The sequence below is a fragment of the Streptomyces sp. B93 genome (assembly GCF_018070565.1).
Classification (GTDB): Bacteria; Actinomycetota; Actinomycetes; order Streptomycetales; family Streptomycetaceae; genus Streptomyces.
This window is the reverse complement of the sequence record NZ_JAGPXL010000022.1, coordinates 1-19,620: the sequence shown is the minus strand read 5'-3', so window position 1 is coordinate 19,620 and position 19,620 is coordinate 1. Positions and strand designations below refer to the sequence as shown.

General features: G+C 72.1%; 20 protein-coding genes. 9 read left to right on the top strand and 11 right to left on the bottom strand.

Annotated elements, in window-relative coordinates:
- Positions 1–37: 37 nt before the first annotated feature.
- Both KBY47_RS21390 and KBY47_RS21385 read right to left on the bottom strand, forming a co-directional pair.
- Positions 38–640, bottom strand: a complete 603-nt coding sequence (locus KBY47_RS21390; protein ID WP_210923053.1) for a DUF1003 domain-containing protein — start codon at positions 638–640, stop codon at positions 38–40.
- Entirely contained in the window at positions 630–1,913 is a 1,284-nt protein-coding gene (locus KBY47_RS21385; RefSeq protein WP_210923051.1) for a magnesium transporter MgtE N-terminal domain-containing protein, read from the bottom strand. The genes KBY47_RS21390 and KBY47_RS21385 overlap by 11 nt, the downstream gene beginning before the upstream one ends.
- Positions 1,914–2,123: 210 nt before the next feature.
- Between KBY47_RS21385 and KBY47_RS21380 the strand changes: the two genes are divergently transcribed.
- The gene (locus KBY47_RS21380; protein ID WP_210923049.1) at positions 2,124–2,900 is read left to right on the top strand and encodes a hypothetical protein; all 777 of its coding nucleotides are present in this window, start codon (positions 2,124–2,126) and stop codon (positions 2,898–2,900) included.
- Here KBY47_RS21380 and KBY47_RS21375 read toward each other — a convergent pair.
- Together KBY47_RS21375 and KBY47_RS21370 are read right to left on the bottom strand one after the other, a co-directional pair.
- On the bottom strand, positions 2,897–3,415 hold the full coding sequence (locus KBY47_RS21375; protein ID WP_210923047.1) for a hypothetical protein: 519 nt from the start codon (positions 3,413–3,415) through the stop codon (positions 2,897–2,899). The genes KBY47_RS21380 and KBY47_RS21375 overlap by 4 nt on opposite strands.
- Positions 3,416–3,448: 33 nt before the next feature.
- On the bottom strand, positions 3,449–4,567 hold the full coding sequence (locus KBY47_RS21370; protein ID WP_210923045.1) for a magnesium and cobalt transport protein CorA: 1,119 nt from the start codon (positions 4,565–4,567) through the stop codon (positions 3,449–3,451).
- Between the two features lie 466 nt (positions 4,568–5,033).
- Between KBY47_RS21370 and KBY47_RS21365 the strand changes: the two genes are divergently transcribed.
- The 4 genes from KBY47_RS21365 to KBY47_RS21350 all read left to right on the top strand — a co-directional run bounded on the left by KBY47_RS21365 (position 5,034) and on the right by KBY47_RS21350 (position 8,120).
- Positions 5,034–5,618, top strand: coding sequence for a suppressor of fused domain protein (locus tag KBY47_RS21365; RefSeq protein ID WP_210923043.1), 585 nt, complete (start codon positions 5,034–5,036; stop codon positions 5,616–5,618).
- Between the two features lie 134 nt (positions 5,619–5,752).
- On the top strand, positions 5,753–6,394 hold the full coding sequence (locus KBY47_RS21360) for a DUF6758 family protein (RefSeq protein ID WP_210923042.1): 642 nt from the start codon (positions 5,753–5,755) through the stop codon (positions 6,392–6,394).
- Positions 6,395–6,597: 203 nt separating this feature from the next.
- On the top strand, positions 6,598–7,461 hold the full coding sequence (locus KBY47_RS21355) for a PHP domain-containing protein (protein ID WP_210923039.1): 864 nt from the start codon (positions 6,598–6,600) through the stop codon (positions 7,459–7,461).
- 53 nt (positions 7,462–7,514) lie between these two features.
- On the top strand, positions 7,515–8,120 hold the full coding sequence (locus tag KBY47_RS21350) for a MarC family protein (RefSeq protein ID WP_210923037.1): 606 nt from the start codon (positions 7,515–7,517) through the stop codon (positions 8,118–8,120).
- 40 nt (positions 8,121–8,160) lie between these two features.
- Here KBY47_RS21350 and KBY47_RS21345 read toward each other — a convergent pair whose 3' ends face one another.
- Positions 8,161–8,313, bottom strand: coding sequence for a hypothetical protein (locus KBY47_RS21345; protein ID WP_210923035.1), 153 nt, complete (start codon positions 8,311–8,313; stop codon positions 8,161–8,163).
- 190 nt (positions 8,314–8,503) lie between these two features.
- Between KBY47_RS21345 and KBY47_RS21340 the strand changes: the two genes are divergently transcribed.
- A complete protein-coding gene (locus tag KBY47_RS21340) occupies positions 8,504–9,397 on the top strand; it encodes an NYN domain-containing protein (RefSeq protein ID WP_210923033.1) in 894 nt (297 codons plus the stop codon).
- A 27-nt stretch (positions 9,398–9,424) separates the two neighbouring features.
- On the opposite strand, the gene KBY47_RS21335 is transcribed toward KBY47_RS21340, so the two are convergent.
- Together KBY47_RS21335 and KBY47_RS37070 are read right to left on the bottom strand one after the other, a co-directional pair.
- Complete coding sequence (locus tag KBY47_RS21335; protein WP_210923032.1) at positions 9,425–10,306, bottom strand: alpha/beta fold hydrolase; 882 nt, start codon at positions 10,304–10,306, stop codon at positions 9,425–9,427.
- A gap of 291 nt (positions 10,307–10,597) precedes the next feature.
- On the bottom strand, positions 10,598–13,036 hold the full coding sequence (locus tag KBY47_RS37070; protein ID WP_282108431.1) for a DEAD/DEAH box helicase: 2,439 nt from the start codon (positions 13,034–13,036) through the stop codon (positions 10,598–10,600).
- A 492-nt stretch (positions 13,037–13,528) separates the two neighbouring features.
- Here KBY47_RS37070 and KBY47_RS21325 point away from each other — a divergent pair, with 492 nt between their 5' ends.
- Positions 13,529–14,332 (top strand): ferritin-like fold-containing protein, encoded by an 804-nt coding sequence (locus KBY47_RS21325; RefSeq protein WP_210923029.1) that lies wholly within the window; start codon positions 13,529–13,531, stop codon positions 14,330–14,332.
- Positions 14,333–14,532: 200 nt separating this feature from the next.
- Here KBY47_RS21325 and KBY47_RS21320 read toward each other — a convergent pair whose 3' ends face one another.
- From KBY47_RS21320 to KBY47_RS21305, 4 genes are all read right to left on the bottom strand, one after another.
- A complete protein-coding gene (locus KBY47_RS21320) occupies positions 14,533–14,802 on the bottom strand; it encodes a hypothetical protein (RefSeq protein WP_210923028.1) in 270 nt (89 codons plus the stop codon).
- A 170-nt stretch (positions 14,803–14,972) separates the two neighbouring features.
- Entirely contained in the window at positions 14,973–15,200 is a 228-nt protein-coding gene (locus tag KBY47_RS21315) for a DUF3107 domain-containing protein (RefSeq protein ID WP_210923027.1), read from the bottom strand.
- Positions 15,201–15,347: 147 nt separating this feature from the next.
- The gene (locus KBY47_RS21310; protein ID WP_210923026.1) at positions 15,348–15,995 is read right to left on the bottom strand and encodes a TetR/AcrR family transcriptional regulator; all 648 of its coding nucleotides are present in this window, start codon (positions 15,993–15,995) and stop codon (positions 15,348–15,350) included.
- A 198-nt stretch (positions 15,996–16,193) separates the two neighbouring features.
- Positions 16,194–16,415 carry a hypothetical protein gene (locus KBY47_RS21305; RefSeq protein WP_210923025.1) on the bottom strand — a complete coding sequence of 74 codons (222 nt, stop codon included), beginning with the start codon at positions 16,413–16,415 and terminating at the stop codon, positions 16,194–16,196.
- 268 nt (positions 16,416–16,683) lie between these two features.
- Here KBY47_RS21305 and KBY47_RS21300 point away from each other — a divergent pair, with 268 nt between their 5' ends.
- Positions 16,684–17,823 (top strand): alpha/beta fold hydrolase, encoded by a 1,140-nt coding sequence (locus KBY47_RS21300; protein WP_210923024.1) that lies wholly within the window; start codon positions 16,684–16,686, stop codon positions 17,821–17,823.
- Positions 17,824–17,831: 8 nt separating this feature from the next.
- Positions 17,832–19,508, top strand: coding sequence for a DUF3152 domain-containing protein (locus KBY47_RS21295; RefSeq protein WP_210923023.1), 1,677 nt, complete (start codon positions 17,832–17,834; stop codon positions 19,506–19,508).
- Positions 19,509–19,620: the final 112 nt, after the last annotated feature.

The following is a 19,620-nucleotide window of genomic DNA, read 5'->3' as shown; positions in this document are numbered from 1 at the left end:
GATGGTACGGCGCCCCGCGCGGGCCCCGAGAGCCCCGTCAGCGGTCGTGTACGTCACGTCCCGGTGACCGCTCCGCCGGGAATACGCGCTGCCCGCTTTGTCCGTGGTGCCCGTTGGTGCGCTCCTCCAGCTCCTTGACCACGTCCTGGAGCTCGGAGCGGATCCAGTCCCGGGTGGCGACCTCGCCCAGGCCGATGCGCAGCGCGGCGATCTCCCGGGTCAGGTACTCGGTGTCGGCGATCGACCGCTCGTTCTGCTTGCGGTCCTGCTCGAGGTTGACCCGGTCGCGGTCGTCCTGCCGGTTCTGCGCGAGCAGGATCAGCGGGGCGGCGTACGAGGCCTGGAGGGACAGGGCCAGGGTCAGGAAGATGAACGGGTACTCGTCGAAGCGCACGCCGGGCGGGGCGACGATGTTCCACAGCACCCAGGTGATGATGACGATCGTCATCCCGACCAGGAAGCGCCCGGTGCCGATGAAGCGGGCGATGCGCTCCGAAAGGCGCCCGAAGGCATCCGGGTCCCACTCGGGCAGGATGCGGCGGCGCGGCGGGCGCGGCTGGTCGAGACGGGGGCGGGAGCGGGTGCTGGCGGTGGCTCCGGCCGGGGCGCGCTCGCGGCCGGTGTCGCGCTCAGGAGCCACCGGCGCTCACCCCCTCGTCCAGGTGGTACTCCGTCTCCCGCCAGTCCTCGGGCAGCATGTGGTCCAGTACGTCGTCCACGGTGACCGCCCCGAGCAGCGCCCCGGCCTCGTCCACGACGGGCGCCGCGACCATGTCGTACGCCGCGAAGAACCCGGCGACCAGCGGCAGCTCGGCGTCCGGGGCGAGCGGCTGGAGGTCGTCGTCGATGATCGAGCTGACCAGGGTGTAGGGCGGGTCGCGCAGCAGCCGCTGGAAGTGGACGGTGCCGAGGTATTTGCCGGTCGGGGTGTCGTCGGGCGGGCGGCAGACGTAGACCTGGGCGGCGAGGGCGGGCGAGAGGTCGCGGTTGCGGACCCGGGCGAGGGCGTCGGCGACGGTGGCGTCCGGTCGTAGCACGATCGGTTCGGTCGTCATCAGACCGCCCGCGGTGTGCTCCTCGTACGACATCAGCCGCCGCATGTCGGCCGCGTCGGAGGGCTGCATCAGGCTCAGCAGCCGCTCCTGGTCGTCGGTGGGCAGTTCGGCGAGCAGGTCGGCCGCGTCGTCGGGGTCCATGGCCTCCAGGACGTCCGCGGCCCGCTCCTCCTTCAGCTTGCCGAGGATCTCGATCTGGTCGTCCTCCGGCAGTTCCTCCAGTACGTCGGCGAGGCGGTCGTCGTCGAGGGCGGCGGCGACCTCGGCGCGGCGTTTGGGGGAGAGGTGGTGCAGGACGTTGGCCAGGTCGGCGGGGCGCAGCTGTTCGAAGGTGGCGAGCAGACTCTCGGCGCCCTGCCCGTGTTCCTCCAGGGAGAAGCCGGTGACCGCCGACCACTCGACGGTGAGGGTCTCGCCCTTGGCGCGGCGGAAGGCGCCGCCCTTGCGCCCCTTGCGGACGAAGACGCGGTCGATCTCCCAGTCGCGGCGGGCGGGCAGTTGCTGCACCGCCAGGTCGAGGACGGTGACCTCCTCGCCGGTCTCGACGAGACGCACCCGGCGGTCCAGCAGTTCGCCGAAGACGAGGCGCTCGGTGGGGCGCTGTTCGAAGCGGCGGACGTTGAGCACGCCGGTGGTGATGACCTGGCCGGACTCGATGCCGGTGACCCGGGTCATGGGCAGGAAGATACGGCGCCGGGTGGTGAGTTCGACGACCAGTCCGAGCAGCCGCGGTGAGCGCCGTCCGACCCGCAGCATGACGACCAGATCGCGGACGCGGCCCACCTGGTCGCCGTTCGGGTCGAAGACGGGGACGGCGGAGAGGTGTGAGACGAAGATCCGGGGGGCGCCCGCTGCCATGTGCCGCGCCTCCTTTTCCTGGCGTGTGATGCGTAGGGGGCGTAGAGCCTGTCTTTTCCCTTTTGCCCGCTCACATGGGCTTCAGGCTAGCCCGTACCGATCGGGTCCGCCCTGGTGAGCGGTCCGGACGGACTGGCTCCGCCGGCGCCACCCGGCCCCGGTACGCTGCGGTACGCCGCTGAAGAACACATCGGAAAGGCAGCCTCACCTGTGACTGCGATTCCCCGGGGCCGTAACCGCAGCCGCACCGCCCTGGTGGGCGGGATGTGCGCACTGGCCATGGCGGGCACGGTGCTGACGGGGTGCGGCGGCGACGAGGATCCGAACGCGGGCACCAACGGGGTGGGCAAGCTGGCGCCGGAGCAGATCCAGGCCAAGACCCTCGCCGCCGCCGGGTCCGTGGACGCCGTGCGGCTGTCCGGGTCCGTCGTCGCCAGCGGGCGCACCTACGAGCTGGACATGCGCCTGAAGTCGGACGGCGGCACCGGCTCGGTCACCGCCGAGGGGGCGACGTTCCGGCTGCTGCGGGTGGGCGAGCAGCTGTTCCTGATGGCGGACGCCGACTTCTGGGCCAACGAGGACGGCGGTGACGGCGGCGACGGCAAGGGCGGCTCAGACGCGGCGGCCACGGCCGAGAAACTCGGCGGCAAGTACGTGAAGGTGCCGCAGCAGGACCCGTCGTACAAGCGGTTCAGCGGGTTCACCGACAAGGACGTGCTCCTGGACAGCCTGCTGACCCTGCACGGCACCCTGGCGACCGACGGGCACCACGAGCAGTCGGGGGTGCGCACCATCCGCATCAGCGGCGACCAGGGCGCGGGCGGCACCCTGGACGTCTCCCTGGAGGGCAAGCCGTACCCGCTACGCCTGGTGCGCGGCGGCAACGCGGGCACACTGCGCTTCTCCGACTGGGGCAAGGACTTCGCCCTGGACGAGCCCGCGAAGGACGAGACGGTCGACTACGGCAAGCAGCTGCCGACGTCCTAGCCGCGCCGTCCGCGGCGCTTGAGCAGCAGCCGCGGCAGCCCCGCCGGGATCGGCATCCGGGTCGTGGCCGGGGTCGGCAGCGGCGCCTCGGCGAGGGAGCCGTCCGGCAACGGGGCCGTGGCGCCGGTCGGTTCGAGGCGCAGCACCCGGCACTCGCGCCGCCAGCGGTCGGGCATGGCCTCGCCGTCGGGCGCGTTGAGGCGCTTGCCCTTCAGTTCGGCGACCGCCGCCGACCACGCCGGTGAACCGGGCGTCAGTTCGACGACCTTGGCGGTCCAGCTGACGAGCCGTCCGCCCTTGTCCTTGCTGCGGACCGTCACCTCGGCCTCGGCCCCGTCGACCAGCCCCGGCAGCGGCTGCTCACCCGGACCGTCCCCGATCACACAGGCGGCGCCCTCGTGCCAGGCGTGCCACAGCGTCCGGGCGGCCGGGGCACCGGCGCCCCTGACCCAGATCAGGCCGGACTTCTTGGTGGCCTCCTCCACGAGGGCACGGTCGAGCAGCTGTCCAGTCATGCGCTCAGCCTAGCCGGGACCCGCCGGGCGCCCTCACAGCCAGCCGTTGCGCTTCAGGGTGCGGTGGATGCCGAGACAGATCATCGCCGTCACCCCGAGGACCAGCGGATAGCCGTAACGCCAGCCCAGTTCGGGCATGTGCTCGAAGTTCATGCCGTACACGCCGCACACCATCGTGGGTACGGCGATGATGGCGGCCCATGAGGTGATCTTCCGCATGTCCTCGTTCTGGGCGACGGACGCCTGCGCGAGGTTGGCCTGGAGGATGGAGTTGAGCAGCTCGTCGAAGCCGGTCACCTGCTCCTGCACCCGGGCCAGGTGGTCGGCGACGTCCCGGAAGTACTTCTGGATGTCGGGGTCGATCAGCCGCATCGGCCGCTCGCTGAGCAGCTGCATGGGCCGCAGCAGCGGGGCCACGGCCCGCTTGAACTCCAGCACCTCACGCTTGAGCTGGTAGATCCGCCCGGCGTCGGTGCCGCGCGGGGTGCCCTTGCGGCCCGGTGAGAAGACCTCGGTCTCCACCTCGTCGATGTCGTCCTGGAGGGCGTCCGCGACCGCGATGTACCCGTCGGTGACATGGTCGGCGATGGCGTGCAGCACCGCCGAGGGTCCCCTCTCCAGCAGTTCGGGATCGTCCTGGAGCCGGTGCCGCAGCGCCCGCAGCGAGCCCTGGCCGCCGTGCCGGACGGTGATGAAGAAGTCCTGGCCGGTGAAGCACATGACCTCGCCGGTGGCGACGACCTCGCTGCTGGCGGTGAGTTCGTCGTGCTCGACGTAGTGGACGGTCTTGAAGACGGTGAACAGGGAGTCGTCGTAGCGCTCCAGCTTCGGCCGCTGATGGGCCTGGACGGCGTCCTCGACGGCCAGCGGGTGCAGCCCGAACTCCGTGGCGATGCCCGCGAATTCGGCTTCGGTGGGCTCGTGCAGTCCGATCCAGACGAACCCTCCGTCGCGGCGCACCTGCCGCATCGCCTCCTGCGGGGTCAGCGGCTTCGCGGACTCCACGCGCGCGCCGTCGCGGTAGACGGCGCAGTCGACGACGGCCGACGGGGTCGCGGGGTCGCGGGTGGTGTCGTACTCGCCCGTGTCCTTGCGCGGCGTGGGGCGGGACGACGGGCGGACCACGGCACGCAGGTCGCGGATCATCGACATGGCAGGCTCCTTCGCGGGGGAGCAACGCAGGTCGCCTGGACGGGTGGAACTGCCCGGAATGGGGACGTCCTGACTTCGGGATGTTTGGCACGTCCACAAAGCGGGGAGCACCGCACCGTCGCGGTGGCGAACTTCGCTACTGACTGAGATCAGACAGATCAAGCAAGACGAAACGAAGTGCTCTTCCGGAACGAAGGCGAGCGGAGAGCCGCGAGAGGCGGGGAAGCCAGAGCAGCGAGAGCAGCGGAATCAGCAGCCGGAAGAGCGAGTGGTACTGCACGGTCGACTTCGATCCATGACAGCCCCACCTCCTCCGGCCGGTCCCTCGTAAGGGAGTTCCTTCGGCGTCAGGGCGTGAAGTCCGCGACGCTGCTGCGTGCTGCCCCGACCACCGGCCAAGAGTATCAGCCGACAGAAGTGTCAAGGCGCTGCTTTGCCCGGTGCTGACGAGTTCTATGCTCGCCGCATGACAGATGTTCTTCCTCTGGTCGAGGCCCGGTTGCGCACCGCGCTGGGCGAACCGGACGCCCGTGCCGCGGTCACCTTCCTCGGTACGGACCGTATGGAGGTGCTCCGTTTCCAGGAGGGGGACATCGTCCGCTACGCCACGCTCGGCATGTCCGCGCAGCCCATGGCCGACCCCACCGCGATGCTCGCCGACCCGGTCAGGGGTCCGCGCGCCGAGCTGCTGCTGTCGGTGCGCTCCGGGGTCGCCGACACCGACAAGGTGCTCCGCCCGCTGGCCGTGCTGGCCGCGTCCCCGCAGGTCGAGGGAGTGGTGGTGGCACCCGGCGCCTCCCTCGACACCGGTGAACCCCTGTGGCCCGGCGCCGCGTTCACCTCGGTGCTGGTCGCCGAGCCGGGCGGCCTGGTCGAGGATCTTGAGCTGGACGAGCCGCTGGATCCCGTACGGTTCCTGCCGCTGCTGCCGATGACCCCCAACGAAGCCGCCTGGAAGCGGGTGCACGGGGCGGTGGCCCTCCAGGAGCGCTGGCTGACGCACGGCACGGACCTGCGCGACCCCGCCCGCCGGTCCGTGCCGCTGGAGTGACCGATGTCACGGGCCGGCGCTCATGGATGGGCGCTCATCGGTGGGTGCTGCATCCAAATCTTCCGGAACGGTCTTCCCTCCGGACGGGTGATCGTCCTTGACGTGGCGGTGTACGGGTAGGACCGTGGGGCCCTATGAGGGGCGAACCCAGTTGCCCGAAGTGTGGTGGCCGGGTCAGGGCTCCCGGCCTCTTCGCCGATTCCTGGCAGTGCGATGCCCATGGCACGGTGCATCCGGTGCAGCCGGTGGTCCCACCCAGCGTCGAGGCCCTCGGTGTGGTGGTGCACCGCACGAAGGTGCCGGTGTGGATGCCCTGGCCGCTGCCGGTCGGCTGGCTGTTCACCGGTGTGGCCAGCGCGGGCGACGACCGCAGTGGCGGGCGCGCCTCGGCGGTGGCCTGCACCGGGCCCGGCCCGCTGGGCGGCATGGGCGAGCTGATCCTGGTCGCCGAGGAACTCGGGGTCGGACTCGGCGCGCGGTACGCCGGGATCGACGGCCCGGACCCGGGGCCGTACATGAACGTGGAGAAACCCGCCCAGGCCAAGGTCCTCGCCGCGGGCCGGCCCACCCCGCTCTGGCTGGTCTCCGGCACACCCGACGACCGTGCCGTCTTCGCGGGGGAGGCGCTGGGGCTGTGGCTGTGGGCGGTCGTGTGGCCCGAGCAGTCCGGGCTGCTGATGTACGACGAGCTGGTGCTGACGGATCTGCGGGACGCGGGCGCGGAGCTGGAGCTGGTGCCCTGCGGTGCGTTGTCCCCACGCTTGCTTGAGCCGTAGGGCGCCTGCTCGGTGGGGTGGCTTGGATGGGTTCGCGGGTGTGGGTCCCGTTGTGGTGGGGTGCGCGGTTCCCCGCGCCCCGTTCCGGCGTTACCCCGACGTTAGTAGGGGGTGAACGGCGGGTTCGGCTGTGACAAGGGGGTCCGGGGAGCCGTTAGTATCAGATGTCCGTGTCTGTTCCGTCGTCGCTTGGAGTCCGTGTCGTGCGCGTTGACCTGCACACCCACTCCAATGCCTCCGACGGCACCGACACCCCCGCCGAGCTGGTGCGCAACGCCGCCGCCGCGGGCCTTGACGTCGTCGGGCTGACCGACCACGACACCACCCGTGGCTACGCCGAGGCGATCGCCGCGGTGCCCGAGGGGCTGACCCTCGTCACCGGGGCCGAGCTGTCCTGCCGTCTCGACGGGGTCAGCATGCATATGCTCGCCTACCTCTTCGACCCCGAGGAGCCCGCCCTGCTCGCCGAGCGGGAGCTGGTGCGGGACGACCGTACGCCGCGGGCCAAGGGCATGATCGCCAAGCTGAACGCGCTGGGCGTGCCCGTCACCTGGGAGCAGGTCGCACGGATCGCGGGCGACGGTTCGGTGGGCCGGCCGCATGTCGCCTCGGCGCTGGTCGAGCTGGGTGTCGTACCCACCGTGGGCGACGCCTTCACGCAGGACTGGCTGGCCGACGGCGGCCGGGCCTTCGTGGAGAAGCACGAGACCGACCCCTTCGAGGCGATCCGGCTGATCAAGGGCGCGGGCGGGGTGGCGGTCTTCGCCCACCCGGGCGCCGCCAAGCGCGGGCGCACGGTCCCCGAGTCCGCGATCGCCGAGCTGGCCGCCGAGGGCCTCGACGGCATCGAGGTCGACCACATGGACCACGACCTCGACACCCGGGCGCGGCTGCGCGGGCTGGCCAAGGAACTGGGGCTGCTGGTCACCGGGTCCAGCGACTACCACGGCAGCCGCAAGACCTGTGTGCTCGGCGAGTACACGACGGACCCCGAGGTGTACGGCGAGATCACCCGGCGGGCGACGGGCGCGTTCCCGGTGCCGGGGGCCGGTGGCGGGGCGGTCTGAGTCCCCGTAGGTCCCCCTTCTCATCACTTTCACCGCAAGGCCAGTACCCTCCCATGTTCGACGCCGCCGTCTTCGGCTCCCTGTTCCTGACCCTTTTCGTCATCATGGATCCCCCTGGGATCACCCCGATCTTCCTCGCCCTGACCGCCGGGCGGCCCGCCAAGGTGCAGAAGCGGATGGCGTTCCAGGCCGTCTGTGTCGCCGGTGGTGTGATCGCCGTGTTCGGGCTGCTCGGGCACCAGATCCTGAGCTATCTGCATGTCTCCGTCCCGGCGCTGATGATCGCGGGCGGACTGCTGCTCCTGCTGATCGCACTCGACCTGCTCACCGGCAAGACCGACGAGCCCAAGGCGACCAAGGACGTCAACGTCGCGCTCGTACCGCTGGGCATGCCGCTGCTCGCGGGGCCCGGTGCGATCGTGTCGGTGATCCTGGCCGTGCAGAAGGCGGACGGTGTCGGGTCGCAGGTGGCGGTGTGGGTCGCGATCCTCGCCATCCATGTCGTCCTGTGGCTGGTGATGCGCTACTCGCTGCTGATCATCAGGGTCATCAAGGACGGCGGGGTGGTGCTGGTGACCCGGCTGGCGGGGATGATGCTGTCGGCGATCGCGGTGCAGCAGATCATCAACGGGGTCACCCAGGTGATCCAGGGGGCCTGAGTCGTCCTGTCCCTCGTCTGTCCTGTCCCTCGTCTCGTCCTTACGAGGCGGAGGTGTCCGCGGGCCGGATCCACAGCCGCTGGCCTATGGCGGCGGCCTGCTGGACGATCCGGTTGACGGAGGCCGCGTCCACGACGGTGCGGTCCACGGGCGTGCCGTCGACGTCGTCGAGCCGCATGATCTCGAAGCGCATGGCTTCTCCCTTCGTCCGGTCTGGGGTGTTCACTTACGTATGCAACTCTTCGAGTGTTACAAACATTCCCTACGCTAAAGAAATTTTTCGAACGGCTAATTACTGACCGGTAAGTCTGTGTATGTGCCTCGATTGCCGACCGTTCGGGACCGGTTGTGTTCGCAGCGTGACCGCCGGGAGAATGGAGGTGATGAACGACGACCTCACGGCCCTCAGCGCCCGCATCGACCGGACCAACGAGCTGCTGGAACGCATGCTCGCGGAAGTGGCGAAGACGCCCTCCACCCACGCGATCTTCGTCGATGCCGGGTACCTCTATGCGGCCGCGGGACGTCTCGTCGCCGGAACGGAGGACCGCCGCGCCTTCGACCTGGATGCCGAGGGCCTGATCGACGCCCTCATCGACAAGGCCCGCACGATCTTCGCCGACAGCAGGCTGCTGCGCGTGTACTGGTACGACGGCGCCCGGCGCCGTATCCACACCGCCGAACAGCAGACCATCGCCGAGCTGCCCGATGTGAAGGTCCGCCTGGGCAACCTCAACGCCAACAACCAGCAGAAGGGCGTCGACTCCCTCATCCGCACCGACCTGGAGTCCCTCGCCCGGCACCGCGCCATCAGCGACGCGGCCCTGCTCGGCGGCGACGAGGACCTGGTGTCGGCGGTCGAGGCGGCGCAGGGGTACGGGGCGCGGGTGCACCTGTGGGGCATCGAGGCGCCCGAGGGCCGTAACCAGGCGGAGCCGCTGCTGTGGGAGGTCGACAGCCAGCGCACCTTCGACCTCGACTTCTTCAAGCCGTACGTCGCCCGCCGGACGGTCCCCGCCTACGAGGCCGGCGCCACCCGGCCCACCCGCGAGGACGTCCGGTTCGTGGGCGCCCAGATCGCCGCGAAGTGGCTGGCCGACCGGGGCCGGGAGGCGTTGATCGAGCTGCTGCCCGGCCACCCCTATCTGCCCGGACCCGTCGACCAGGACCTGCTGGTGGAGGCGGAGGGGCTGCTCCAGTACTCGTTGCGCGGCCAGGCCGACCTGCGCAGGGCACTGCGGGACGGCTTCTGGGAGCACTTGCAGACGCAGTACTGACGGGCCGGCCGGCCCGCGCCGCGAGGATCAGACGGTGTCCCAGAAGTCCGCGAGGGCCTCGGCGGTCGGCAGCGGCCGGTCCACGTTCGGCGAGTGCTCGGCGCCCGCGACGACCGTACGGCGCGCGTCCAGCCGTACCGCCATGTCGTCCAGGAGCGGCAGCGGCCAGGTGTCGTCGCGCTCGCCCGACAGGACGTGGTACGGCAGCGGAACGGCCGCCAGTTCCCCGACCCGGTCCGGTTCGGTGCACAACTGACGCCCCGTGGCGAGGAGTTGGGCGGGCTTGTGGCCCAGCCAGCGGCGCCGCAGATGGTCCTGTCCGCCGAGCCCGCGGGCGGGGCCGCCGACCTCCTCCGGCGGACCCATGGCCTGGATCGCCTCCCACACCCGCGCCATCGACATCACCGCCAGCGCGTCGTGCAGCAACTTCACCCGCTGTTGCTGGGACACCGAGATCTGCGCCGGACCGGACGCCATCAGGGTGAGCGAGCGGAAGGGGGAGTGGTCGCGCAGGACAGCGGCGCGGGCGATCTGACCGCCGAGGGAGTGCCCGAGCAGGTGCAACGGTACGCCGTCGCCCAGGGACGCGCGCAGCGCCTCGGCCTGGGCCAGCACGTCCCGGGCCAACTCGCCTTGCAGATAGGCGGATTCGTCGTCCGGCGGGCCGTCCGACTCGAACTGGCCCCGGCCGTCCACGGCCACCGTGCGGTACCCGCGTGCCGCCAGCGGCTCTTGCAGCAGGTGGAAGTCCTCCTTGCTGCCGGTGAACCCGGGCAGCAGCAGCGCGGCCCCGCGCGGTTCGGTACCGGCGGCCACCGGATGGTCGACGACGGCGAAGTCCCCGCGCCCGGTCCGCAGGGTGCGGGCGCGGGCTCCGGGGGGCGGGGTCAGGGGCAGGGGAGCGGTCACGGGGTGAGGGTAGCGGGTGCGGGTTACGCCTTCACGGGTGCGGGGTGATGGCCTTCAGGGCTCCGGTTCCATGGTCTTCAGGGCTTCTGGGGCATGGTCTTCCGGGCTGTGGGTCATGGCCTTCACGGCTCCGGGGTCGTGGTCTTCCGGGCTGTGGGTCACGGCCTTCAGGGCCTGGACGTGCCGATGGCCCGGTCCCAGGGAGGTGGGGCCGGGCCATCGGGGTGGGCCGTGTGGGCGGGGCTCGCGGGCGGTGGACGGCTGGTGGGCCGTCCGGTCGCCCGCGGTCGGTCAGCCGTCCGTCGGTTCCGCGGCGACCGCGGCCTTACGGGTCGTACGGCGGGCCCTCGTCGGCTTGCTCTCGGCCGCCGCCTCCGGCTCCTCGGCGGCGACCGCCTTGCGGGTACGGCGACGCGGCTTGGCCTCCGCGGCGTCCGGCTCCGGCACGGCCTGGGCCGGGATCTCCGCGGCGGCCTCGGCCGTCTTGGCGGCGGCGGTCTTGCGGGTGCGGCGCGGCTTGGGAGCCGCTTCCTCCGTCGCCTCGGTGGTGGTCTCCGCGGGGGCGGTGGCCTTCTTGCGGGTGCGGCGGGGCTTGGTCTGGGTGCCCTCGGCCGTGTCCACGGCGGCCTCGGCGGTCTTGCGCGTGCGCTTCGGCTTGGCGGCGACGGCATCCGCGGCTTCGGCCGCCTCGGCCGCCACGGTCTCGGCGGACGCGGCGGTCTTGCGGGTGCGGCGCGGCTTGGCGGCCGTCTCCTCCGTCGCCTCGGTGGTGGTCTCCGCGGGGGCGGTGGCCTTCTTGCGGGTGCGGCGGGGCTTGGTCTGGGTGCCCTCGGCCGTGTCCACGGCGGCCTCGGCGGACGCGGCGGCCTTGCGCGTCGTACGACGACGGGGCTTGGCCTCGGCCTCCGGCTCCGCCGTCGCCTGCGCCGGGATCTCGGCGGTGGCGGCGGCCTCGACCTGTGCGGCCACCTCGGTCTCGGTGACCGCGGCGGTCCTACGGGTGCGGCGGCGGGGCTTCTCCGGCTCCGTCACGGCCGCTGCCTCGGGGGCCGCGGTCGGCTCGGCGACCGGGGTGGTGGCCGGTGCCGCCTCCGCGGTCTTGCGGGTGCGGCGGCGGCGCGGCTGCGCGGGGGCCTCCGCGGTGTCCGGTGCCGGGACGGCCGGAGCGGGCTCGGGGTCCAGCACGGCCGGGCCCTCCGCCTGCGTCAGCGCGGCCTCGGCAGCGGTCGCCACCTCCGCCGGGGCGCCCGCACGGGTACGGCGACGGCGGCGCGGAGTGCGCTGCGCCGGGACGGCCTCCGCCTCGGGGGCGTCGACGGCGTCCGGTGCGGCGGTCGCGGCGGGGGTCTGCGCCGCGGTGGCGTCCACCGGGGCTCCGCCGCGCATCCGGCGGCGACGGCGCGGCTTGCGGGCGGAACGCTCGTCGTCGGCGTCGTCGGAGCGGCTCGACCGGTCGGAGCGGTCCGGGCGACCGCGGTCGGCGGCACGGTCGGCGGTGCGCGAGTCACCCCGACGGCCACGGCGTGCGCCGCGTCCGCCCGGCTCGCCCAGGTCCTCCAGCTCCTCCGCCTCGAGCCCGGCACGGGTGCGCTCGGAGCGCGGCAGCACGCCCTTCGTGCCCTCGGGGATACCGAGATCGCTGAAGAGGTGCGGGGACGTCGAGTACGTCTCCGGCGGGTCGCTGAAGCCCAGGTCCAGCGCCTTGTTGATCAGCTGCCAGCGCGGGATGTCGTCCCAGTCGACCAGAGTGATCGCCGTACCCTTGGCGCCCGCGCGGCCGGTGCGGCCGATGCGGTGCAGGTAGGTCTTCTCCTCTTCCGGCGACTGGTAGTTGATGACGTGCGTGACGCCCTCGACGTCGATGCCGCGGGCGGCGACGTCGGTGCAGACGAGGACGTCGACCTTGCCGTTGCGGAACGCGCGCAGCGCCTGCTCGCGGGCGCCCTGGCCGAGGTCGCCGTGGACCGCGCCGGAGGCGAAGCCGCGCTGCTTGAGCTGGTCGGCGAGGTCGGCCGCGGTGCGCTTCGTACGGCAGAAGACCATCGCCAGGCCGCGGCCCTCGGCCTGGAGGATGCGCGCGACCATCTCGGGCTTGTCCATGTTGTGCGCGCGGTAGATGAACTGCTTGGTGTTCGCGACCGTGGCGCCCTCGTCGTCCGGCGCGGTGGCGCGGATGTGGGTCGGCTGCGACATGTAGCGGCGGGCGAGCCCGATGACCGCGCCCGGCATGGTGGCCGAGAACAGCATGGTCTGGCGCCTGGCCGGGAGCATGTCGATGATCTTCTCGACGTCGGGCAGGAAGCCCAGGTCGAGCATCTCGTCGGCCTCGTCGAGCACGAGGGACCTGATGTGCTTCAGGTTCAGCTTCTTCTGCCCGGCGAGGTCGAGCAGTCGGCCCGGGGTGCCGACGACCACGTCGACGCCCTTCTTCAGGGCCTCGACCTGGGGCTCGTAGGCCCGGCCGCCGTAGATCGCGGTGACGCGCACGTTGCGCACCTTGCCCGCGGTGAGCAGGTCGTTGGTGACCTGGGTGCACAGCTCGCGGGTGGGCACCACGACGAGCGCCTGCGGGGCGTCGGTGAGGTCCTCGGGGCGGGCGCGGCCCGCCTCCACGTCGGCCGGGACGGTGACGCGCTCGAGGAGCGGGAGGCCGAAGCCGAGCGTCTTGCCGGTGCCGGTCTTGGCCTGGCCGATGACGTCCGTGCCCGAGAGGGCCACGGGGAGCGTCATCTCCTGGATGGGGAAGGGGGTGATGATGCCGACGGCCTCGAGGGCCTCGGCGGTCTCGGGGAGGATTCCGAGCTGTCGAAACGTCGTAGTCAGGGTGCTGCCTCTTCTGTGTGCGCGGTGCGAGGCGAGCGCGGGGGTCGTGTCGGACCGTGCCGGGGACGTCGGCCGCCTTGCGGCAGCCGAAGAGCACGGGACCTCTGCCGACGCTCTAGCACTCGTACCGCTGAGGGTTCCCTCCGATCGTCGTACGCACAGCGGCGTACGGTCAGGGAGGGCTGTCGGGTCGGAGCCGATCGGGCCACCGACCGGGCATCCTCATACGCGCGGCCCGTCGAATATTCGGCAGGCGCATTACCACCATACCCCGGATCCGCGCACATGCGACGGCCGATTCGGTCATGTAGTGGTCGTCACACCGGCGCGGGTCGTCGCTGTCACAGTGACCGACCGGTGACTGACCAGGACCTTCCGAGCCGCGGTGAGCGGGCTATTGTGCGCTTCATGACCAGCTCTGACAAGCCTGACAAGGACGCCGGGAACAGCGCCGAGAAGACCGCGGCCACCGGTACGTCCCCCGCCCCCGACGCCAGGGCCGAGCACACCGGGGTCGCCGCCCAGGACTGGGCCGCCGCCTCCGCCGATCCGCAGTACCGGGCCGCGGTCGTGGACCTGCTCGGAGCGCTCGCGTACGGCGAGCTGGCGGCGTTCGAGCGGCTGGCCGAGGACGCCAAGCTGGCGCCGACGCTCGCGGACAAGGCGGAGCTGGCGAAGATGGCGTCGGCGGAGTTCCACCACTTCGAGCGGCTGCGGGACCGGCTCACCGAGATCGGGGAGGAGCCCACGCGCGCGATGGAACCGTTCGTCGCCGCGCTCGACGGCTTCCACAAGCAGACGGCGCCCTCGGACTGGCTGGAAGGGCTCGTCAAGGCCTACGTCGGCGACTCGATCGCCAGCGACTTCTACCGCGAGGTCGCGGCCCGCCTCGACTCCGACACCCGGGGCCTCGTGCTGGCCGTGCTCGACGACACCGGGCACGCCAGCTTCGCCGTGGAGAAGGTGCGGGCGGCCATCGACGCCGACCCGCGCGTGGGCGGGCGGCTGGCGCTGTGGGCGCGGCGGCTGATGGGGGAGGCGCTCTCCCAGTCCCAGCGGGTGGTCGCCGACCGGGACGCGCTGTCGACGATGCTTGTGGGCGGGGTCGCGGACGGCTTCGACCTCGCCGAGGTCGGCAAGATGTTCTCCCGCATCACGGAGGCGCACACCAAGCGGATGGCGGCACTGGGGCTGGCCGCCTGAGTGGGGCGGCAGCGGCTGCCGGGTTCCGCCGGTCGGCTGGTTGTCGGGTCCGGGTGGTCGACTGGTTGCCGGGTTCGGCCGGTCGGATGGCTGCCGGGTCCGGTTGGTCGGCCGACCGCCTGAGCCGGTCGGTCACCGGTCGTCGCCGCGCCGTCGGCGCCGTCCGCGTGGGTGCGGGCGGGCCCGGCCGCGGGGCGGGGTCAGGCCGTCGCCGAGCGGCGGCGGAGTCTTCCCGCCGGGCGCAGCAGCAGCGACAGGGACGCGACGGAGACGATCGCCGCGCCGACGAGGACCATCAGGAAGCCACCGGCGTCCAGCGCGCTGTGCATGACGAAGGCGCCGAACAGGGCTCCGGCGACGCCCGTCGACAGCACCAGTGGACGGGCGGGCAGACGGTGCGGCAGCCGGTGGGCGGCCGCCCACGCCAGCGCCAGACCGAGGATCGCGGAGCTGATCGCTTCCAAGAGCATGTCGGGGTCCTCCCACGCGGCCGTCCTGCCCTAACGGTCGTAGCCCGTCTTACCCCTGACCTGCGGAATGCAATCCTCGCCTGTGAAGGACCTGTGTTCGATCGGTGACACGCGAAGGGCGGGGCCCCGCGGCCTGCACCGGCCGCCGGGCCCCGCCCTTCGCGCAGCGCCTACAGCGCGCCGAAGCCCACCTTGCGCGGGGCCGGCTCGCCGATCTCGACGTAGGCGAGACGGTCGGCCGGGACCAGGAGCTTGCGGCCGTGCTCGTCCACGAGGCTCAGCAGCTGCGACTTCCCGGCGAGCGCCTCGGCCACCACCTGCTCGACCTCCTCGGCGCTCTGACCGCTCTCCAGAACGATCTCGCGGGGCGCGTGCTGCACGCCGATCTTGACCTCCACGGCTATGTCCCTCCGACGGTCAGTGAAGTGCGCGGGCGTCCGCGCCGTACGCAGCACACATTAGCCCGGTGAGGGGACGCGCACGCTCCGCGCGAGAACGCCACGAGCGAACAGGCGGCGGGAACAAACCCGCTCCGCCGCCGTGGGTCAGTGCGGGGGCTGGTCGCTGCCGTGCAGCGGGAAGCCCGCGATGCCGCGCCAGGCGAGCGAGGCCAGCAGCTGGACCGCCTGGTCGCGCGGGACGCTGCGGTCGCTGTGCAGCCAGGAGCGGGCCACCACCTGGGCGAGGCCGCCCAGACCCGAGGCCAGCAGCATCGACTCGGCCCGCGACAGACCGGTGTCCTCGGCGATGACGTCGCAGATCGCCTCGGCGCACTCGTTGGTGACCTTGTCGACGCGCTCGCGCACGGCGGGCTCGTTCGTCAGGTCGGACTCGAAGACCAGGCGGAACGCGCCGCCGTCGTCCTCGACGTAGGCGAAGTAGGCGTCCATCGTCGCCCGTACCCGCTGCTTGTTGTCGGTCGTCGAGGCGAGCGCGTGCCGTACGGACTGGATCAGGGACTCGCAGTGCTGGTCCAGCAGGGCGAGATAGAGGTCGAGCTTGCCCGGGAAGTGCTGGTAGAGCACCGGCTTGCTGACCCCGGCGCGCTCGGCGATGTCGTCCATGGCGGCAGCGTGGTAGCCCTGGGCCACGAAGACTTCCTGGGCGGCGCCCAGCAGCTGGTTCCGTCGGGCACGGCGCGGCAGGCGCGTGCCTCGCGGGCGTGCCGCCTCTGTCTGCTCGATGGCTGTCACGCCGCCTCCCAAAGTCGTCCACATGCGGTGTGCGCCGCGCCGCCATCGTACTTTTCGGTAACCGTGCTGTGCGCGGTGCGCAGGCAGAATTTCACGGACCGGACGGCGGTGATAGCCGTACAGAAGGTTTCGAACGGGTGCGAAGCGGGCAAAAATCGTCCTCGTTCCTGCTCAGCAGTGCGCCGGGTCACCGACCGGTCATCGGTAGTCGTCCTCGTCGAGCGGGACGACCCGCGCCTGCTCCGCCAGGTCGGCCTCGTTGGCCCGCGCGGGGTCCACGCCGGTCAGCGGGTCGTCGCGGTCCGGGGTCACGTTCTTCTGCTGCTCGGCGGCGTCCGGCTCGGGCGCCTCCACGTCGAAGTCCGGCTCCTCCTGTACGTCGTCCTCGAACGTCTCGGGGTCGGTGGGGTCGACGGCCATGATGGGCTCCCTTCTACCTGCCTGACGCCCCTGAAAGACGCAGGGGCCATATGCGGGTGCCCTCTGTACGAGCGTAGGAGACACCCGATCCGGACGCTATGCGATCCGCGCACGGGACGTCACGCGGTGCGCATCCGGAGGGGGCGGGTGGGCGCACCGGGGGAGGGGCGGCGACCCGCGTACGCCGCGTGACGTCCCGCGACCGTCCGTGGCACCTTGTGACGGTGAACACATGAACCAGTATGTGATCGTCTCGTAACATTGCCGCATGTCTTCGACCGAGCTGCCGTCCGTGCCGCCCGCCAACGTCCTTCCGAAGGTGGCGCCCGTCAGGGTCGCGGAGGGTGAGCGGCTGAGGTCGGTGGGGCTGTCCGGCATCACGCTGACGGTCCGTTCGAGACCGCCCGCGCGCGAGGGACTGCCGCCCGCGCTGTACGTCCACGGCCTCGGCGGCTCCTCGCAGAACTGGTCGTCCCTGATGCCCCTGCTCGACGACGTCGTCGAGAACGAGGCCGTCGACCTGCCCGGCTTCGGCGACTCCCCGCCCCCGGACGACGGCGACTACTCCGTCACGGGGCACGCGCGCGCGGTCATCCGTTACCTCGACGCCTCCGGCCGCGGCCCGGTCCACCTCTTCGGCAACTCCCTCGGTGGCGCGGTCACCACCCGTGTCGCCGCGGTACGGCCGGACCTGGTCCGTACGCTGACCCTCGTGTCCCCCGCCCTGCCCGAGATCCGCGTCCAGCGCACCGCCGTACCCACGGCGCTCCTCGCGCTGCCCGGGGTCGCCGGACTGTTCACCCGTATGACCCGGGGCTGGACGGCCGAGCAGCGCGTCCGCGGTGTCCTGGGGCTCTGCTACGGCGACCCCGGACAGGTGACGCCCGAGGGCTTCCGCCACGCCGTCGAGGAGATGGAACGGCGGCTGCGGCTGCCGTACTTCTGGGACGCGATGGCCCGCTCCGCGCGCGGGATCGTCAACGCCTACACGCTGGGCGGCCAGCACGCCCTGTGGCGGCAGGCCGAGCGGGTGCTCGCGCCGACCCTGCTGGTGTACGGCGGCCGTGACCAGCTCGTCGGCTTCCGCATGGCGCAGCGGGCGGCCCGCGCCTTCCGCGACTCCCGGCTGCTGACCCTGCCCGAGGCGGGGCACGTGGCGATGATGGAGTACCCGCGGACGGTCGCTCAGGCCTTCCGTGACTTCCTCGACGACACGAACAGGGACACGGACAGGGACACGGACAGGGACACGGGCAGGGATACGGGCAAGGGCGCGGAAACGGATGCGGGCTCGGCGGCGGTGACGGAGCGGGCGGACGGGCCGTTGGACACGGAGAAGTCGCAGCGGTCCGCGCGGGGTGCAGTACGCTCGGGCGACCGGATCGAATCCGCCAACTCGGGGAGCTGAGGCGCGACGTGGGACGCCACAGCCGTCGGGGGTCCACCCCCAAGGGCGACACCGCGGATGCGAAGGACCGGCGCAGGGCGCCGGGGTCCACACCGTCGGCCGGTCCCACCGGCCCCACACCGCCGGGCCCCGGCCGCGGGCGGCCGCTGCCGCCGGAGGGCGGCGGGGCGTCGGGGTACGGGGTGGCGTCGGGCCACGGAGGGCCGGGTCACGGAGGGCCGGTTCAGGGAGGGGCGCCTCACGAGGGGGCGCCTCACGGAGGGCCGAGGTCTGCTGGCGGGACGCCCGCGCACGGGTTTCCGACGTTGCCGGACGGGACGCCAGCGCATGGTTTCCCGCGGCTTCCGGACGGGACTCCGGCGCACGGGTTTCCGACGTTGCCGGACGGCACGCCCGCGCACGGGTTCCCGACGCTTGCGGACGGTACTCCCGCGCACGGATTTCCCCGGCTCCCGGACGGCACGCCCGCCCACGGCACCCCCCGGTTTCCCGGTGGCGGCACGCCCGCGCACGGGGGGCCGCGGGCTCGTGGCGGGCATCCGGAGCAGCGTGAACCGGGCGGTGCCTGGGGTGAGTTGAGGGGGCCGACGGCCGGGGCCGTCGGATACGGCCCGCTTGCCAGGCCGGGGACCCCGGGGCGGCCCGGGCAGGGGCCGGGGATACCGCGACCGCGGCACACCCGGCCGACCGGGCCGCGCCAGGAGTACCTCGACGCCTTCGGTGACGAGGAGGGCGACCTCTTCGTCCCGCGCAGGGCCCGCGAACCCGCGATGGCCGCCGCGGGCGAGCCGTACGCGTCCGTCACCCGGTGGGAGACCGCCCCGGACGTCGGCACGGACCCCGACGACGCCCCGCCTACGGGAGAGCCGGCGGTGCCGGCCAAGGGCGGCGGCAAGGGACGGACGTTCACGGGCATCGCGGCGGCCGCGGTGACCACCGTGCTGGCCGTTGTCGTCGCCGGACAGGTCACCGACCAGGGGGCCGACGACACCGTGGGCGCGCGTTCCCAGGCGCGGGACGCGCGGGACGCGCCGGTGCGGGCGAACGGCGGCGCCGCGCCGTCGGTGTCACCGAGCGCGACCCCGCTGACGTACGAGCAGAAGATGGGCAAGGTCTACGCGCTCAGCCCCACCCTGGAGGGGCCGGGGACGTTCGACGCGATCCCCGGGGTCGACAAGGCGCCGGGGAAGGGGCAGAAGTACACCTACCGGGTGGACGTGGAGCAGGGGCTCGGGCTGGACGGTGAACTCTTCGCGGAGGCCGTGCAGAAGACCCTGAACGACAACCGGAGCTGGGCACACAACGGCGGGCGCACCTTCGAACGCATCCACTCCGGCGACCCCGACTTCGTGATCACCCTGGCCAGCCCCGGCACCACCGCCGACTGGTGTGCCCGGTCCGGCCTGGACACCACGATCGACAACGTCTCCTGTGACTCCGCCGCGACCGAACGCGTGATGATCAACGCCTACCGCTGGGCGCGGGGTTCGACGACCTACGGCGACCAGATCCACGCCTACCGGCAGATGCTGATCAACCACGAGATCGGCCACCGCCTCGGCTACTCGCACGTGACCTGCGACAAGGAGGGCGACCTCGCCCCCGTGATGCAGCAGCAGACCAAGTTCCTCGAGTACGACGGCATCCGCTGCCGCCCCAACCCCTGGCCGTACCCGAAGAGCTGACCGACCGTCGCAGTCATGCGCGTAGCCATTCGTGCGCAAGTGATCTCTTAGCGCCACGAAACGCGACCCGCACGGGAAAGTTACGACCGTTCACCCCTTTTGGTGGGGGGGC